The 16,245-nt window shown below is 60.3% G+C and carries 14 protein-coding genes, 1 tRNA gene and 4 pseudogenes; 9 read left to right on the plus strand and 10 right to left on the minus strand.

The window, feature by feature from the left end; genetic code table 11:
- The first annotated feature begins 18 nt into the window (after positions 1-18).
- The 5 genes from BLR77_RS18875 to BLR77_RS25500 all read left to right on the plus strand — a co-directional run bounded on the left by BLR77_RS18875 (position 19) and on the right by BLR77_RS25500 (position 3,723).
- Complete coding sequence (locus BLR77_RS18875) at positions 19-2,208, plus strand: SGNH/GDSL hydrolase family protein (RefSeq protein WP_074680682.1); 2,190 nt, start codon at positions 19-21, stop codon at positions 2,206-2,208.
- A 116-nt stretch (positions 2,209-2,324) separates the two neighbouring features.
- Positions 2,325-2,537 (plus strand): HP1 family phage holin, encoded by a 213-nt coding sequence (locus BLR77_RS18880; RefSeq protein ID WP_074680753.1) that lies wholly within the window; start codon positions 2,325-2,327, stop codon positions 2,535-2,537.
- On the plus strand, positions 2,534-3,046 hold the full coding sequence (locus BLR77_RS18885; RefSeq protein ID WP_074680684.1) for a glycoside hydrolase family protein: 513 nt from the start codon (positions 2,534-2,536) through the stop codon (positions 3,044-3,046). Before BLR77_RS18880 ends, BLR77_RS18885 begins: the two co-directional genes overlap by 4 nt.
- A complete protein-coding gene (locus BLR77_RS18890; RefSeq protein ID WP_074680686.1) occupies positions 3,043-3,522 on the plus strand; it encodes a lysis system i-spanin subunit Rz in 480 nt (159 codons plus the stop codon). Before BLR77_RS18885 ends, BLR77_RS18890 begins: the two co-directional genes overlap by 4 nt.
- Before the next feature lie 112 nt (positions 3,523-3,634).
- Positions 3,635-3,723: transfer RNA gene (locus tag BLR77_RS25500), tRNA-OTHER, on the plus strand.
- Between the two features lie 73 nt (positions 3,724-3,796).
- Here the strand turns inward: BLR77_RS25500 and BLR77_RS18895 are convergent.
- Positions 3,797-4,996, minus strand: a complete 1,200-nt coding sequence (locus tag BLR77_RS18895; RefSeq protein WP_074680688.1) for a tyrosine-type recombinase/integrase — start codon at positions 4,994-4,996, stop codon at positions 3,797-3,799.
- 35 nt (positions 4,997-5,031) lie between these two features.
- Between BLR77_RS18895 and BLR77_RS25505 the strand changes: the two genes are divergently transcribed.
- The 4 genes from BLR77_RS25505 (at position 5,032) to BLR77_RS18915 (ending at position 8,500) form a co-directional block, all read left to right on the plus strand.
- Positions 5,032-5,268 carry a hypothetical protein gene (locus BLR77_RS25505; RefSeq protein WP_084331692.1) on the plus strand — a complete coding sequence of 79 codons (237 nt, stop codon included), beginning with the start codon at positions 5,032-5,034 and terminating at the stop codon, positions 5,266-5,268.
- Positions 5,269-5,920: 652 nt separating this feature from the next.
- Positions 5,921-6,766: a hypothetical protein gene (locus BLR77_RS18905; protein ID WP_238380594.1), complete on the plus strand. Its 846-nt coding sequence runs from the start codon at positions 5,921-5,923 to the stop codon at positions 6,764-6,766.
- Positions 6,767-7,052: 286 nt separating this feature from the next.
- Positions 7,053-7,304 carry a helix-turn-helix transcriptional regulator gene (locus tag BLR77_RS18910; protein WP_074680694.1) on the plus strand — a complete coding sequence of 84 codons (252 nt, stop codon included), beginning with the start codon at positions 7,053-7,055 and terminating at the stop codon, positions 7,302-7,304.
- Positions 7,304-8,500 (plus strand): type II toxin-antitoxin system HipA family toxin, encoded by a 1,197-nt coding sequence (locus tag BLR77_RS18915; protein WP_074680696.1) that lies wholly within the window; start codon positions 7,304-7,306, stop codon positions 8,498-8,500. Before BLR77_RS18910 ends, BLR77_RS18915 begins: the two co-directional genes overlap by 1 nt.
- Positions 8,501-8,797: 297 nt before the next feature.
- On the opposite strand, the gene BLR77_RS18920 is transcribed toward BLR77_RS18915, so the two are convergent.
- The 9 genes and pseudogenes from BLR77_RS18920 to asnB all read right to left on the minus strand — a co-directional run bounded on the left by BLR77_RS18920 (position 8,798) and on the right by asnB (position 16,224).
- Entirely contained in the window at positions 8,798-9,085 is a 288-nt protein-coding gene (locus BLR77_RS18920; protein WP_003108490.1) for a HigA family addiction module antitoxin, read from the minus strand.
- 17 nt (positions 9,086-9,102) lie between these two features.
- Positions 9,103-9,380: pseudogene (locus BLR77_RS18925) on the minus strand (type II toxin-antitoxin system RelE/ParE family toxin).
- 90 nt (positions 9,381-9,470) lie between these two features.
- Entirely contained in the window at positions 9,471-9,707 is a 237-nt protein-coding gene (locus BLR77_RS18930; protein WP_074680698.1) for a DUF2274 domain-containing protein, read from the minus strand.
- Positions 9,704-10,942, minus strand: a pseudogene (locus tag BLR77_RS18935) (TrbI/VirB10 family protein). The gene BLR77_RS18930 and the pseudogene BLR77_RS18935 overlap by 4 nt, the downstream one beginning before the upstream one ends.
- Positions 10,943-10,944: 2 nt before the next feature.
- Positions 10,945-11,931, minus strand: coding sequence for a P-type conjugative transfer protein TrbG (gene trbG / locus BLR77_RS18940; RefSeq protein WP_074680700.1), 987 nt, complete (start codon positions 11,929-11,931; stop codon positions 10,945-10,947).
- Positions 11,928-12,287, minus strand: a pseudogene (gene trbF, locus BLR77_RS18945) (conjugal transfer protein TrbF); the annotation flags it as partial. The pseudogene trbF and the gene trbG, both read right to left, overlap by 4 nt.
- Positions 12,287-13,072: pseudogene (locus BLR77_RS18950) on the minus strand (LysR family transcriptional regulator); the annotation flags it as partial. The pseudogenes BLR77_RS18950 and trbF, both read right to left, overlap by 1 nt.
- Before the next feature lie 13 nt (positions 13,073-13,085).
- The gene (locus BLR77_RS18955) at positions 13,086-14,285 is read right to left on the minus strand and encodes an MFS transporter (protein ID WP_074680703.1); all 1,200 of its coding nucleotides are present in this window, start codon (positions 14,283-14,285) and stop codon (positions 13,086-13,088) included.
- An 85-nt stretch (positions 14,286-14,370) separates the two neighbouring features.
- Positions 14,371-16,224, minus strand: a complete 1,854-nt coding sequence (gene asnB, locus BLR77_RS18960) for an asparagine synthase (glutamine-hydrolyzing) (protein WP_074680704.1) — start codon at positions 16,222-16,224, stop codon at positions 14,371-14,373.
- Positions 16,225-16,245: the final 21 nt, after the last annotated feature.

Below are 16,245 nucleotides of genomic sequence, written 5' to 3' on the forward strand. Positions count from 1 at the left end.
ATCAGCGAGGCCCAATCCATGGCAGTTCCCCAGCAGCAGCCTTTCGTCGAGTACGCATCGAACGGTATCGCTACCGTTTTCGCGATCCCCTTCCGATTGATCCGAGACGATGACCTTGGCGTTTACCTTGATGGCGTAGAGCTCACATCCGGTTTTGTCATCAGCAACGTAGGTAGCGACATTGGGCAGATCTCTTTCGCTGTGGCGCCACCAAGTGGTGTGCTTGCGTTGCGGCGAGAAGTTCCGCTAGAGCGCTCGACCGACTACCAAGATAACGGTGATCTGCTGGCGGAAACGATCAACCTGGACTTCGACCGCCTGTGGTGCGCGTTGCAAGACATGAACTATGATCTGCGCCGCGCCCTGCTGCGTGAGGCGCTTTCTGATTTCTATGATGCTAACGGTTTACAGATCAAGAACTTGGCTGATCCTACCGAGGACACGGATGTGGCAAATAAACGATGGGTTTCTCAGTTTCTAGCAACATTGATCGGCGGCCTGGTTATCGGCCCTGTTGGTGCTGCCGCTGCAGTTACCTACACCGCCCCCGATGGCCAGCTTAATACTGTCCAGGACATGTCAGACGCCCGCGGTTCGTCCCTGATCGGATACAGCGCTGATGGCGGTGTCGCCAGAACGGTAGAGGCCAAGCTGCGCGAAATCGCCAGCAGAGCTGACTACGCATCTGACGCCAATTTTCTTGCGGCTGCTGTAGGCAAGCCGTCAATTGATGCCGCTGGCAATCTCGACGCCCCGATCAAAAAAACGAATGGCGATGTTATTACTCTTCAAGAGCTAGCCAGCCAAGAACCACCAACTGTCAATGTAAGCCCAAGCATTTCAACTTCGCCGGCTTATATTGACCAGTTTATTGATGGGTTTTTTGCCAGGGGCATGCTTACTACCGAGACAAACGGCGTTGTTACTGAACGCTCCATAACCGCCAGCGCGTCTGCCGGTGGCAATGTTATCTCAATTGGTTCTAATACCAACTTGGTTGTAGGTGGTGGCGTCACTGTTCTTCATGAAGACGGCACTTACTGGCCGTACCTTATCACTGCTCTAACGTCTAGCAGTGTTACCGTTTTCCCGGCGTTGCGAGCTGCCGTCAATACAAGCGGAAAGATTGAGCGGACCTGGTTTAACAGGGCTCACCCCGGCAAGTTCTATATGCGTTATCTTGCTCAGCGCGTCGCACGCAATACAGAAGCACAGAGCACTTTCCCGATTGGTCGTCGTGTGGCTTTTGTGGAATATGGGAGCGGCACAACCACTGCGCTCGGCGGGCTTTCGACAACCACAGGCGCCACCCTCAATTACTATGACCCCCTACCAACCGGAGCGTCTGGTACCGTTTCGACGGCTCCACGGTTTACTTTTGAACGTACGGCTTATGTGGACTTTACTAGCAGCTCTACCGGCTATGCGCAGACAGGCCTTTTTGCCTTGCGAGAATATTTGAGTTCGGCTGCCGTTTTTTCTATCGCAAGCGACAGGCCTATCCGCATAACCGTACTGGATAATTCAGGTCGTACGCTTGCATCAACTGTTTATTCTCCACTGTTTATAGCAAGCGCTAACATGGCTCACCGCAGAGTCAGGCTGAACTTTTTTTCGGCAAATGCAACGTCTGTACGTTTCCGTTTTGAGGCTGCTACTACATCCGCTTCCGCCGTTGCTATTGGGTCTATTGAGGTTTATCAGACAAGTCAAAGCAATGGCTTAATTATAGAAAAGAAAGACGCAGTTATTGTTGGGGTTGGAGATTCATGGATTGCCGGCGATGAAGCCAATAACGCACAGCGCGAAAGCATCATGACGCAACTAGCAATTGAATTGCCCGATGCAACCGTGATCAACTCTGGCGTGGGAGGGACGACTATTTTTCAGCAACTTGCATCTTTTGATGCGTCTGTTGCAGTTCACAAGCCTGATTATGTTGTTCTCAATACTGGAACAAATGAGGCCTACAATCCGTCTTCTGCTACTTTTGACCCCAATGCAGTAAACGACTTCATTGCCGCGTATATTCAGATGATCAGTAAGATACAGTCCATTGGTGCACGCCCAATTATCCTTGGGCTTCCAGCACTTGCGCAGAGCGATGCCGAGGTTCCGGCACTTGCAGAGTGGGAGCTGCTCAATAGATCGCGCTTACAATATATCCGTTTCATGCGCGCGCTCTCTGATCGGCCAAGCGCGAGCTGAAAATAAGTCGGGAATCCGACCGCCGCGAAACCACAACCTAGTCCCACCACAAGCCCCGCCCTGTGCGGGGCTTTCTTTATTGGTCGGACGGGACGCTTATGAGTGGCGACAGAATCATGAACGGAGTGAGCTACGCAGGAGCTGGAGTATCGGTTGTGTCGGGCCTGACGCTCACCGAGTGGGGCATTGTTGTCGGCATCATTACTGCGCTGCTGACATTCGCTGCCAACATCATCTATCAGCACCGACGTGATCGCCGAGAGCGCAACCTTGCAGAGCTGCAGGAGCGGCTGATCTATCGCGACGTGGCGCGGGAGGTTGAGCAGTGAACGTGCGCGGCAAGCTGGTGCCGGCAGCCCTTATTGCTGCGCTGACCAGTCCGCTGGCGTACATGACGCTTGAGCGCTGGGAAGGCAACGTGCTGGAGGTCTACGCCGACCACCTTGCCAGCGGCCTCCCGACGTACTGCGCCGGCCGCACGGATCGCAATGCGGTGGTTGGCACCAAGCTGACCAGCGACCAATGCACCGAGGTCAATAAGGCCACGTTGATCGAGTACGGCACCGCCGTGCTGGGCTGCACCGAGTGGTCGAACATCACCCCGCGCCGCCTGGTCGGCCTGACCATCTTCGCGATCAACGTCGGCAAGGCCGGTGCGTGCAACAGCCAGGCGGTCAAGGCCATCAACGCCGGTGACATCACCCGCGGCTGCAACCTGATCGCCACCAAGCCGAATGGCCAGCCGAATTGGTCGACCGCTGGCGGCCGCTACGTTCAGGGTCTGCAGAACCGCCGCCAGGCCGAGCGGGCGCTGTGCCTGTCAGGGCAGCCGGTATGAACCGCCTGCTGCTCGCCGTCGTCGTGGTGCTGGGCGTCGGCCTCCTGCTGGCGCTCTGGCGCATCGATCATGTCACTACCGACCGAGACCTTGCCCGGGCCACTGCGAATCAGCAGCAGGCCCGCGCTGACTCCCTGCGCAACACCCTGAACCTGACCCGCGAGCTGGCCGACGAGCAGAGCGCCATCGCCGGCAACTACCAGAAGGAGCTCAACAATGCGAAGACTGAGCGCGACGGCTTGCTCGACTGCCTTGCTCGCGGTACTTGCGGGCTGCGCGTCAACGCCACCTGTGTGCGAGACGGGGCCGCCCCCGCCGCTGGATCCGGCATTGATGCAGGAACCCCGCGACTTACTGCCCCTGCTGAACGGGATTATTCAGCCCTACAGGAAGGAATCGCCCAGCAGCGAGCCCAAATAATCGGCCTGCAGCAAACGTTGGTCAGCCTGCACAGCCGGTGCAGGATCGGTAAATAAAAGGGGAGTTGTGAACGTGCCCAGGACGGGCGAGGCGGGGTCAGTGAGAAATCGAGTGACTCGGTCACTCACTGTGGTGCAGCGTAGGGCATCGATTGCAGCGAAGCGCCCAGGGGATGTGGCGTATATACTGGCGCGCAGTGGCTGGCTGCACGCATGGGGTGCAAGGGGTCGAGTGTTCGAATCACTCCGTCCCGACCAACAAATCCCTACATTAGAGCCTGGTCAGTGATGACCAGGCTTTTTTGTGTCAGGGACTTTTGCGGGACTTTTTTCATCCTGCCATCCTCCTCAAAATTGTCAGGGCCGGCCCGCGCGAGTCGGTAACCGAAATCCTGTTGGCTTCATCGATCAGTTTGCCCAGCTCGGCGACCGAGTAGTGACTGGTGATGCTGCCGTTCTTGTGGCCCAGCAGAGCCTTCCTGTCCTCCTCCGTTACCCCTGCTGCCCGAAGTCTTCGACCGAAGGTGTGCTTTAGGTCGTGAACGCGGATCGAAGCAAATCCAGCTGGGGCAGGGCGCAGAAAACGTTCTTGGAACTTCTTAGCTGCTCTGACCCTGGCCTTCTTCCATGCTGAATCGTTCATCCGGTGAACTGGAGTGGCCTTGCCGTTTCGATCGGGTTGTCCGTAAGGAAATACCCAAATCGGATCAAGCTCGCGCTGTCCCTCGATGACCGGCTTGGCTACGTTGTTGAGCACAACGAGGCGCTCGTCGCTGTTCTTGACCCCGGAGCTCTCATGTCGGCCACCAAAATCCGCCGGTATGAGAAACACGCTGGTGTTGAGCTCAGGAATCGGTATCTCCCAATCCCAGCGAAGCTTCACAACTTCCTGCTCTCGTGAGCCGCTATTGACCTTGTATAGGGCCATGCGGCGCAAATGATCAGGCAGTTCGGCGAAGAGAATCGACTGCTCTTCCCAGGACATCGGGTAGGGCATGCGTCTGGTTTTCTTCTCTTCCAGCTTGGTGATCATCGGTACTACGTCGAGCCAGGGACGCTTCTGCTCATCACGCCATTTTCGGGCGCATAGATTCAAGATGCGTATGACGCGTTCCAGGGCGATGTTCACCGTGCGGTGTGAGACGCCAGGCTTCAACTTGCCATCGCTGGTTTTGGTGCTCTTGAGTCGATCCCTTATGTAGGGAGCCAGAGTCTCGTCGTCGACATGAGTCAGAGGCTGGTCGCCAATATACGGGTCCAACTGCTCCAGATAGATGGCTGTGAGGCCTATCGACGGCTGACCCTTGAATTCGGTCAGGTAACGCGTAGCAGCTTCCCGCCACGTTCTGATCTTGCGGACGCCGTAGATCTTCTGTTCCCGGAGCTTTTCCAGCTTGTGTATCAGGTACTGCTCTGCCTCCTTCCTATCGCTTGATCCAGTGCTTTCCTGAATTCGCTGACCTCTGAAGACCTTGTCGATGTGCCAGGTCCCGTTCCTTTTGTAGAGGCCACTAATGGTTTTTCGCGCCATGGTTTTCCTCCTTGGCGCTCGCTGCGGGAGTGATCATGTCCCTTGGCACCTTCCTTTTCAATGATGGCCTGGTCGATGTAGGTGTCTGCCCAGGCATCCAGTTCTTCGCGATCAAAGCCGATGCCTTGCACTCCAATGCGGAATTCCCGCACGTAAGGCCGGACGGTTTTGTTGAATTCTGTGCGGCACATGCCGAGGTAGGCGGGGGCCGCACTGGCTCGCAGGATTCGGGGTGGGCAGGTGATCAAGCGTGCTGCTATCTGTTCAGATGATGCGGGCATGAATGTCGCCTCCTTATCGGCCCTGATCCGTGCTGCAGATGCTGTCCGCTGCTCGCTGGACGAACAACGTGGTGGAGGGGGCTGCGGAGGGTTTGGTACAACAACCGTTTTGGCTCGGTTTGACCTGATGGATCGTGGCGTATGGCCTGTCGTTGGCTGGTACGGTGATATCAGGCTTAAGGATTGATGCGTGTCTTCCGAAGAGGTATCCCAGCAACCTGGTTCCAGTCCTGGTGGCCCAGTCAGTCGTGAGGAGATGTACGCAGAGGTGTGGCGGCTTCCCATGACCAAGATCGCGGATCACCACCGTGTTTCTTCCAGCTTCTTGGCGCGCGCGTGTACCCGCATGAATGTCCCGCGGCCGCCGCGTGGGCATTGGGTAAAGCTGGAGAATGGAATACCGAGTCCTCAGCCATCCTTGCCTGAGGCTGGGCCTGGTGACCTTCAGGTATGACGCAGGGGAGATGCTCTTGGTGCTGTTTCTCGACCGGTACCGAAAGCACCTGCACCGCGCAAAATCAAACCCGAACAGCTCCGCATATCGCGATCAAGGCAGCATCCTGTTGTCGTGGGGGCGTATGAGGTCTTTGAGCAGGGGCGTGTCATCGACCAAGGATTCCTCAAGCCAGGTAGGCAGCGTCTGGTGGATGTCGTGGTAACCAAGCCTCAGCTTGAGCCTGCCCTGAAACTGGCGAATCAGCTGTTTCTCAAGCTGGAGGCTGCCGGCCATCGCGTGATGTTTGCTCCGAGTGACCGTACTTATGCCAGGGCTTCGTTTGATGAGCATGAGTATCTACCCAAGAAGCCAAGGCACCGGCATCCGGCGTTGTGGTCACCATCCAAGCCCACAGTGGTCTTCATCGGGACGGTTTCCATTGGGCTGACGTTGTTTGAGATGACTGAGGAGCTGGAGGCCCGCTACATCGATGGCAAGTACGTCCCCACCTCCAAGATACCGTCGCAGCAAATGCGCCGCTTAAGCTCAACCTGGAACTGGTCGACGCGCATGGATTTTGCGACCGGCCGCCTATGTATAAGGGCGTTCTCGCCATATCCGTGGACTGATTGGTCTCAGAGTTGGAAGGAGGCTAAGCAAGGCTCGCTACGTGGTCAGCTGGATGAGATCGTGCAGCAGCTCACGGACGCCGCGCCTGTAATCGCCCGATTGGTAGAGGAAGCCGAGGAGCAGGCCAGAATTCGTCAGCAGGAGTGGAAGGAGCAGATTCGCCGGCGTGAGGAGAGAGAGCGAATTCGACTGCAAAACGAGGCAAGGGAGCAGGCGAGGGCTGACTTGCTATGTGCCATCAAGCAGTGGGATGACATAAAGCGGATCCAGGCCTTTTTCAGTGATGCGGAGAGCTCCGTATCGAATCTGCCCGAAGCTGCGCGATGCATTGCTATGGACAAGCTCGCCCAAGCGCGTGAGCTTGTTGGCGAGCTGGATCCGCTACAGGCGTTGCTGGAATGGAAGGGGCCTCAAGAGCGCTGAGACTGATGCTGTCTGGGTTTACGAAATGCGGGAAATGCTCACTGATGGTGAGTATTTTTGATATTTCTTAAACCTGTTGCTCTGGGCGTTTCTTCCCAGTCCACCGGATGCAACCGTATAGACCTATCCGCAAGTGCTGGAAGCCAACCTCCAGCGCAATCTCTAATGGTGTGGTGGCTCATGGCAGGGTCGCGTCGATTCTAGGTTTTGATAAGCCCATTCCCTTTGATTTCTCCGTTGGTTCGGTATAGGTTACATATAACGTAAATTGTCTCGTATACATAACATGGACTATTCCCTCATCACACTGCGACTTGGCGAGCAGCTTCGGCAGCGCCGTCTGAATCGCGGGCTGACGCAGGCCGCGCTCGCTTCCCTTGCGGGCATCACCCGCCAGAAGGTTATCGCCATCGAGAGGGGCGACCTCTCGGTGGGGATGATTGCTTATGCGCGAGTACTAGCCGCCCTCGACTCTGAGCTCAATGTGGTGCCGGCAGCCATGCCCACTCTGGACGAAATCCATGGAGTATTCGACTGATGACTGCCGTGCTGCAGGTTGCAACGCCTGAGGGTGCCAGTGGGAGGATTCTTACCAGTGGCACTGACTACCTGTTCCGCTACCACGAGGACGCTAAGGCTCAGGCAGCGATCAGCTTGCTCATGCCTGTGCGCTTGGACGAATACCGCCATCGGGAGCTGCACCCCATTTTCCAGATGAACCTGCCGGAAGGCTACGTCTTGGAGCAACTGCGCAACCGTCTGGCCAAGGTGGCCAACGTTGACCCGATGTTGCTGTTGGCACTGTCTGGGAGCAGTTCGCCTATCGGGCGGGTGGCGGTCAGTTCCCCTGAGGTCGATGCGCTGTTACGCAGGCAGCAGTTCCCCGGAGAAAAATTGGAAGAAATCCTCGCCTGGGACGGAGCAGAAGATATTTTTGCCGGCTTAGTGGATCGTTACATCCTGCGTGCCGGTATATCGGGCGTTCAGCCAAAGGTGCTGGTGCCAGAACATCAGGACTCGGTGCCACAACGCTTCACCTCAAAAACCTCCGATCTGATCATCAAGAGCGGTCGGGATGAGTTTCCCGGGCTGGCGATCAACGAGTTCCTCTGCATGTCTGTGGCAAAGGAGGTTGGCATTGCCGTGCCAGAATTCTACCTCTCCGACAATGCCAAGCTGTTCGTCATGCGCCGCTTCGACCGGGATAAGCAGCTCAACCCCATCGGCTTCGAGGATATGGCGGCATTGATGGGGCTGGCTGCGGAGCAAAAATACAGCAAGAGCTATTCGGCCATTGCCAAAGCCATCCGCCTATTCTGCGCGCCTGAACAGGTGCAAGAATCGCTGGCACAGCTTTTCGCCATCGTGACCTTGAGCTGCATCGTTGGTAACGGTGACGCCCATCTGAAAAACTTCGGGCTGCTGTATTCCGACCCTACTCAGCGCGACGCGCGGCTCGCCCCAGCCTACGATATCGTCAACACCACTGCCTATATTCCTGAGGACGTATTAGCGCTGGATCTAGTGGGTAACAAATCGCTCTTTGCGTCGCGGCAAGGGCTTCTGGACTTCGCCCAAGTCTGTGATGTAGTGCGGCCAGAAGAAGTAATCCGCGGACAGTTAAGTGCGCTTGACCAGGTACTGGCACGCTCAACTGAGCTGAGCGAGCAAGCACCGCATGTGGTCGCGGCAATCAGGCATTGTGCTGAGCCGTTCATGAAAACCTTTGGCTAGAACGGCAGTGCAGGTTCCGATATATGGCTGGTTTTTGACAAAGGGATGTGAACTCAATATCGCATACCGCTAAAGGTCGGCCTCAAACCGGTTGTACTGATAGAGACAGCTCTCTTATGTGTTTCGCTTCTTCGAGTACCTTGCGCTGACTTTCGATGGCGCGCTCAGCTGCTGCAATGTAAGCAGTGCGCTTGGCTGTATCAGAGCTGCTCCTGAAAAAAGTCGACAGCGGGCTTGAATTGCGCCCGAGAGCCTTTCCTTTCATCGAAGTCGCCTCCCTCATTCTTCCATACGGAACTAAGCAATCGCAGCAAAGCGCTCGATGTGCGGCTGTTCGCGATGCCTGGCTTGCCAAAGGTCGTAGTCGGCTTGCACTCCAAGCCAGGTGCGAGCTTTGCCGATGCCTGCCAACTCTAGGCGAACAGCCAAATCCGGACTGACCGGCGCATGGCCGTGCAAGATGCGAGACAGGGATTCCCGCGCAAAGCCAAGGCGGCGGGCAAGTTCGGCAATGCTGATGCCCAGTTCGGGGAGCACGTCCTCAAGCAGGGTTTCACCAGGATGCGGTGGGTTGAACATGGTCATGGATAACCCCCTCCTGTTTAGTGATAGTCAAGGTAGTCGACGAGCTCGATGTCGCTACCCACGAATCGAAAGATCACTCGCCAGTTTCCATTGACGGTGGGTGACCAGAATTCTTCCAGTTCCCCTTTGAGGGGATGTAGCCGCCAACCGGGGATGTCGAGGTCGGCGGGTTCATTGGCTCTATCCATAAAACTCAGCATTCGGCCCAGGCGCTTTGCGTGGTCGGCCCGGATGCCTTTGGTTGAGCCAGATTCAAAAAAATGCGTAGACCTTTGTGCCGGGAGCTTACGATCATGGCGATAAGTGTGATGTATTAGGTCACGGTTTTCAACCGTATGTGGGTTTTCTGCCGTTGTCATCACGGCAGCTGGGAGGGGATGCAGGCTTATAAATTGCCGGTGCAAGATTGTGTATTTGTTCTCCTGAACACCCGATCCCTCGCCATGAAGGCCTCCTGCATGTGCGGAATGAGCGTCAGGGCGTCGACTTCTTCACCGTAGGTCTGTGAGTGCAGCGCCGCGTAGCGCTCAAGGTCGGCCTTCAGGCTGGCCGGGCAGGTGAAGGTCAGCTTCAGGTTCTCGGTTCTCGGCAGTGGGCCGAGGCGCAGCTTGGTCATGCTCATTGCGGGTTCCTCTGTTGAGTGGAGAAAGGCTGATAGGGACGCAGCACCAGATCGCGGTTGACGATCACGCGCAGGGGCAGGCCAGGGCGCTGGGTCAGTGTGGGCTGGATGTCGAGGTTGCGGCGGGTGACTTCCTGGCCGACCTGATTCACCGTGTCCTGCAGGCTGTCGCGTCCGGCGATGATGATGCGGTTGCCATCGGTGCGACTGGTCGGTGCCGCCAACTCGGCTCCGATGCCCAGCAGGCTGGTCATGGCCGCGCCGGCGACGATCCGATCCCAATGCCAGTCGACGCCATCCTCGAGACCGGCATAGCCGGCGGCGTCGGTACCGACCAGGTTGTCGAGCTGGAAAGACGAGGTGTCCGGCAGGATCACCCGCTGCCACACCACCTGCACGCGGCTCTGCCCGTAGTTCACCTGGCTGTTGTAGCGACCCAGCAGGCGGGCGCCTTGGGGGATAAGCACGTGTTCACCGGCGGCGCTGTCGTAGACCGGCTCGGTCACCGTGGCGATCACGTCGCCGGGTAGATCCGACTTGATGCCAGTTACCAGTGCTGCCGCGATGACGGTGCCGGCCATCACCTGGTAGGGCGACTCAGGCATCTGCAGCAATCCGGAATTACGGATTTGTGCGTTTACGGATTTACTGAGAAACGCCTCGTTCCGCCCCTGCTGCGTTGGTGTTCCTTACGCCTGACGAAGCCATACCCAGAGCCGGGGAATCGAGTTGAGCGCCACCACCAGATGCGATATTCGATTTCCGCGCGCTGCTGGTCTGGAAGAAGACCGAGGACTGTGCTGCTTCTTCGGCTTCCTTGAGCAGGGCCAGGCGCTCAGCTTCGGCGGCATCTGGCCCGTGTCCATAACCTTGCGCCTGTTGCTCCGCCCAGAGGATTGGCCCGCCCAGATCGCCGGGCAGTGGCGGCCCTAGTTGCGGTACTTCGGGCGCAGGTGGAGGCGGCTCTGCCGGCAACCGCTCCAGCCCCTCGGAGCGTGCCACGCGGTCGACGTTGTATAGCTCGTTCGGCTCGGCGCCCTGACGGCGTTGCTGTGGTTGCAGTGACCACAGCATGGCACCGAGCACCGCAGCCGATAGGCCGCCGACCACTACCGCCAGCATGCGTGATTGAGCCGAGTGACCGGACGCGGCTTGGCGCGCAGCTCCAGCGACTCCGGTGCCTCCTTGGCCGGTAGCGAGGTTGCCGCGGTTTGTTTGTCGTCATTGGCCGTCATGCTCAAGGCCTCCGTGTCACGCCGTCGGTGCGTTCGATCCTCACCACGTCACCCTTGTCGGCGCCCAGGCGCAGCTCGGCCGCGCCGAACAGGCGGTCGACAATGTAATAGGGTGAGCGGAAGCGATAGTTGACCAGCTGTCCGCCACCTTCGGGGCCTATCACGAACAGCGGCGGCAGCTCGCCCTGGGCGATGCCTGCGGGGAACTGGATATACACCTTGCGGCCGTCATCGAAGGCACGTAGAGGCTTCCAGGGTGGATTGCTGCCGCTGATCGCATAGCGAAAGCGCAATTGTTCCAAGACCAGGCCTGCGTCCACCGGCGCCGCGGCTTGAGCGGCACTGGCGCGGCGTTGCAGGGCGAGCATGCGATCCTTCGGATAGTTCCAGGACACCGACGCCATCCAGGCCTGCTCGGTGGAACTCAGCTCGATCAGGTAGGTGCGGCGCGTGGTGGTGATCACCAAGTTGGTCTTGAGGTCGACGCGTGTCGGCTTGATCAGCACACTGGTGCGTAGCTCGTCTCCGCTTCCGCTGGTGGTGTCGCCGACGATCCAGCGCACGGTGTCGCCGGCGGCCACGGTGACCAACTCCTCGCCAGGCTGCAGGTTGATCGCCGTGACCCGATCCGGGCTGGCGTACACCTGATACAGCGCACCATCAAAGTAGGGCCACACCTGGATGGCGTTGATATAGCCCTCGCGACTCGGTGCCACGCGGGCGCCACGATTGGCGCGCGAGACCCGGACGCGCTCGTCGGCCGGTTCCTTGGCCGATTTGCTGGGTTGAGTTTCCGGCAGCGGCTTGAGCTGCGCCGGCAATGCCAAGGGCTTGGGTACTTCTACCACTCCGATGGGCCTGGGCGGCTCCGGCAGACGTTGCGCCTCGACCGGTTTATCCAGCGCGATCACTGGCGGCTGCTGGCTGGCACAACCGGCCAGCACGCTCAGCAGCAGAGGGCAGATTGAGAGGTTAAGGGAGGTTTTCATGGTTTCTTGGCTCCTTCCGTAGTGTCCAGTTCACGGCTCCAGGACAGGCCGTTGACGTAGATTTCGAGCGGGTTGCGGCGCAGTTTTTCCTCGGTGCGTGGAGGTTGCAGTACCCGCGAGATCACCGCGGTCCAGCGCTCCAGGCCGGCGGCTGAACCGTGCACGAAACGGCGTTCGACCCAGCGCACCTGGAATGAACTGTCGCTGGCACGCACCACGCTGGTGACTTCCACCGATACCGACTCCTTGCCGACCCGGGTGAAGGGATCGTTGGCGCGGGCATAATCATTGAGGGTGGCTGCGCCTCTGTCGGTGGTGGAGTGATAGGCCTCCAGCCATTTCTGCCGCACCACCAGCCGTCTAGCGGCCTGGCCACAACGTCCGTATTGTTGAGTTCGTTGATGCGTGCCAGGCTGGAGAAGCCCAGGCCGTAACCCGCGGCCACCAACGCCATCATCAGATCAAGGGTGGGAACGCGGTCGGCAATGGTCAGTCGCGTATCCACGGCGCCCAACACCCGCTGCAACTGTTGCCAGAAGCCTTCGCAGACCTGCGGATCGCAAAGGACCAGCGGGTAGCGCACCACCTCGTCGAGCGGCACGCGCCGGTAGCTGAGCAGTGGGTGGCGAGCCGGTACCGCTACCACCAGCGGATCGAACCAGACCGGCTCGGCCACCAGGCCATCGCCAACCTCGTCGGACTGGGCGAGCCCGATGTCGAACAGGTCATCGTTGAGGCCTCTGACCTGATCGCTGAAGGTGACCTCCGACAGGCAGATCTCGACCTCCGGTTCTTCCTCGCGGCACTGTGCGAGGAGGGCGGCCAGGCGCGCCTGCGGGATGCCATCGGATAGCGCGACGCGAATACGCCCGCGGTAGCCGGCCGCCGCACTCTTGACGCTGGCCTTGGCCTGGTCGACCACGGCGAGCACCCGGCGCGCTTCTTCCAAGAGCACTTTGCCGGCCCAGGTCAGGCGCGTGCGCCGCGTAGTGCGCTCGAACAACTGCACGCCCAGGCGGTACTCCAGTTCCTTGATGATCCGCGAGAGAGGCGACTGTTCGATATGCAGGCGTGCGGCGGCACGCGCGAAATGCAGTTCTTCTGCGACGGCGATGAAACAGCGAAGGTGGCGCAGTTCCACGGCCTTTCCTCCGTCAGTTGTAGGGTTCGGCTTGCACGTCGCCGTTCCAGGTCGGATGGCGACGCAGATTGACGATCTGCAGCAGGGCACCGAGGGCTGCGACACCACCGGCGCTTGCGGCCAAGGTCCAGGTGGGCAGCTGCAACAGCAGTACGAAGCCGCCAGCCGCGGCGCCGATGGCGCTGCCCAAGTAGAGCGCCGACTCGTTCAGCGCGATGGCCAGGTTGCCGTCGCCCTGGGCCTGGCGCGCCAAGATCAGCTCGTTGTTCTGCGGCACCTGCAGTGCCCAGCCAACCGCGCCCCACAGGGCGATGGGCAGCATCACCAGCCAGGTGCTGAGGGCGGCCGTCAGCGGCAGCACGAACAGCGACGCGGCGAGGATCAGCATGATGGCGAAGGTCAGCACCGGGCCCTTGATTCGATCCACCAGCGGGCCGATCAGGAAGCTGCCCAGCACACCGCCGATGCCCCAGACCCACAGATAGGGCGTGACCGAACGCACCGCGCCGTAGGCCGGGTCAGCCAGCAGCGGGGCGATAAAGGTGTACATGCCCAGGCTGGCAATGGCAGCGAGCAGCGAGACCAGCAGGATGACCAGCACATGGCCGTCGCCGAGGATCGCCAGCTTCTGCCCCAGCGTGGTGGCGGTGGCTGCCGGTAGGGAAGGGAGCTTCAGCAGCAGGCCGAAGAACGCCACGAGGCCGAGAAGGGTGACCAGCCACAGGGCGGCCTGCCAGCCCAGCTGTTCGGCGATTAGCAGGCTGAGCGGAACGCCCAGCACCACGCCGCTGGCCATGCCGCCCATGATGATGGCGATGGCCTTGCCGCGGCGCTCCGGGGTGGATACCGCGGCCGAGGCACCGATGCCCATGGCCAGGTAGACGCCGGCACCGATACCGGCGATGGCGCGCCAGACCATCAGTGCGGTGAAGCTCTCGGCCAGCGCGCTGGCGGCGTTGGCGATGACGAACAGGCCCAGGGCCAGCAACAAGCCGGCGCGCTGGCGATGCGCCGGCGTCAGGGCCACGAAGATCGGTGAACCCAGGCCATAAGCCAGAGTGAAGGCGGTGACCAACTGTGCGGCCACCGCGACGGAGACCGTGAACGAGGCCTCGATCATCGGGATCAACCCGGCGGTGACATAGGAGGCCATGCCGAGGGCAAAGGCCCCCAGCGCTATGAGGTAGATGGGGGATTGGTTGGGTGTGTGCATGCTCGGACTCGCTTGCGTTGCAGGAACGCGTGGGTGGTACAGCGAATGGATGTGGCCCCGCACCGAGGCCACATCCGGTTGGGGACTAGAGTTCGAGGCTGACGTCGTACTCGTTCAGCCAGGTGTTGAGGCCGACCGCCAGCTCCATGCCCATGCGCTCGTACATGGGCGAGACGCTGCCGAGCGGCTTGGCCAGGGTTTGTTGGATACGGCCGCTGTCGAGCAGGGGCGCTACCGGCGCGTTGCGATCCGCCTGGATGGCGGCCAGGGCATCACGCAGTGCCTGCTCGTAGGCCGGGTCCTGGGTCGAGGGGTAGGGGCTCTTGACCCGCTCGCTGATCGAGTCCGGCAGCAAGTCGCGGGTCGCCGCGCGCAGGATGCTCTTCTCCCTCCCGTCGAAGGCCTTCAGCGCCCAGGGGATGTTGAAGGCGTACTCGACCAGGCGGTGGTCGCAGAAGGGCACCCGCACCTCGAGGCCGACCGCCATGCTCATGCGGTCCTTGCGGTCGAGCAGGGTCTGCACGAAGCGGGTCAGGTTGACGTAGCTCATCTGCCGCATGCGCTGGTCGACCGTGCTCTCGCCAGGCAGTACCGGTGCTTCGGCTATGGCCTGGGCGTAGCTGTCGCGCAGGAAGCTGTGCATGTCGAGCTGGGCCAGCAGGCCCGGGTCGAATAGGGTCTTGCCGTCGAAGTACTTGCCGGTGACCGAGGCCAGCCAGGGGAAGGTGTCGGCCTGGATCGCCTCCGGATCGTGGAACCAGCGATAGCCACCGAACACCTCGTCCGCGCTCTCGCCCGACAGCGCCACCGTCGAGTGCTTGCGCACCTCCTGGAACAGCCGGTAGAGCGATGGCCACATGTCGCCCCAGAAGGCCGGCGGCAGGTCGAGGGCGCGTACGATCTGCGCCCGCAGCGCCGGGTCGGCCAGTTCGCGGCTGTCGAGGACGATCTCCTGGTGACTGGAGCGGATCTTCTCCACCAGGTCGCGCACGAAGGGCGCATCCGGAGTGCCGCGCACGGCGTCGCCGGTGAAGCCGCTGCTGTGGTCGACGAAGTCGACGGAGAAGGAGCGGATGTTCACCTTGCCGGCGGCGAGCAGCTTCTTCGAAGCCAGCGCGGTGATGATCGAGGAGTCCAGGCCGCCGGAGAGCAGGCTGCACAGCGGCACGTCGGCGACGATCTGGCGATCGACGATGTCCTCCAGCAGGTCGCGGGTGTGGCGGATGGTCTCGTCCAGCGTGTGTTCGTGCTCGCGTGCCTCCAGCTTCCAGTAGTGGCGACGGCCCAGGCCCTGGCGGTTGATGCGCACGATCTCGCCCGGCATCACCTCGCGCATGCCGTCGAACACGGCATGGCCCGGCCTCTTCACCATCTCCAGGATTTTGCGCAGGCCATCGGCGCGCACCTTGCGCGGTACCAGCGAGTTGGCCAGCAGCGCCTTGGGCTCGGAGCCGAACACCACACCGTCCGCGGTGGGGAAGTAATAAAGCGGCTTGACGCCCATGCGGTCGCGGATCAGCAGCAGCTCCTGCGAACGCAGGTCCCAGATGGCGAAGGCATACATGCCGTTGAGCCGCTCGACGAAAGCCTCGCCCCATTCGACATAGGCACGCAGCACCACCTCGGTGTCGCTGCGGGTCTCGAAATGGTGGCCAAGTCGTTGCAGTTCGGTGCGCAGCTCGCGGAAGTTGTAGACCTCGCCGCTGTAAGTGATCGCGGCGACCTCGCGCGGGCCACCGTGCATAGCCGTCATCGGTTGGCGGCCGCCCTCCAGATCGATGATCGACAGACGCCGATGACCCAGGCCGACCGGGCCGTCGATCCACAGTCCGCCGGCATCAGGCCCGCGCAGGGCCATGGTGTCGGTCATGCGCTGCAGGGTGTCGCGTTTCGTTTCCAGGTTCTGGCTGTAGGACAGCCATCCAGCGATTCCACACATAGTCGTTCTCCTTGTGATTGG

Origin of the sequence: Ectopseudomonas alcaliphila (assembly GCF_900101755.1) — a bacterium.
GTDB lineage: Bacteria > Pseudomonadota > Gammaproteobacteria > Pseudomonadales > Pseudomonadaceae > Aquipseudomonas > Aquipseudomonas alcaliphila.

Bases quoted from the DNA above. Each gene is read 5' to 3' on its own strand.
- BLR77_RS18875 (WP_074680682.1), top strand. From the start codon at position 19: ATGGCAGTTCCCCAGCAGCAGCCTTTCGTCGAGTACGCATCGAACGGT.
- BLR77_RS18880 (WP_074680753.1), top strand. From the start codon at position 2,325: ATGAACGGAGTGAGCTACGCAGGAGCTGGAGTATCGGTTGTGTCGGGC.
- BLR77_RS18890 (WP_074680686.1), top strand. From the start codon at position 3,043: ATGAACCGCCTGCTGCTCGCCGTCGTCGTGGTGCTGGGCGTCGGCCTC.
- BLR77_RS18895 (WP_074680688.1), bottom strand. From the start codon at position 4,996: ATGGCGCGAAAAACCATTAGTGGCCTCTACAAAAGGAACGGGACCTGG.
- BLR77_RS25505 (WP_084331692.1), top strand. From the start codon at position 5,032: ATGTCCCTTGGCACCTTCCTTTTCAATGATGGCCTGGTCGATGTAGGT.
- BLR77_RS18910 (WP_074680694.1), top strand. From the start codon at position 7,053: ATGGACTATTCCCTCATCACACTGCGACTTGGCGAGCAGCTTCGGCAG.
- BLR77_RS18915 (WP_074680696.1), top strand. From the start codon at position 7,304: ATGACTGCCGTGCTGCAGGTTGCAACGCCTGAGGGTGCCAGTGGGAGG.
- BLR77_RS18920 (WP_003108490.1), bottom strand. From the start codon at position 9,085: ATGACCATGTTCAACCCACCGCATCCTGGTGAAACCCTGCTTGAGGAC.
- BLR77_RS18930 (WP_074680698.1), bottom strand. From the start codon at position 9,707: ATGAGCATGACCAAGCTGCGCCTCGGCCCACTGCCGAGAACCGAGAAC.
- trbG (WP_074680700.1), bottom strand. From the start codon at position 11,931: ATGAAAACCTCCCTTAACCTCTCAATCTGCCCTCTGCTGCTGAGCGTG.
- BLR77_RS18955 (WP_074680703.1), bottom strand. From the start codon at position 14,285: ATGCACACACCCAACCAATCCCCCATCTACCTCATAGCGCTGGGGGCC.
- asnB (WP_074680704.1), bottom strand. From the start codon at position 16,224: ATGTGTGGAATCGCTGGATGGCTGTCCTACAGCCAGAACCTGGAAACG.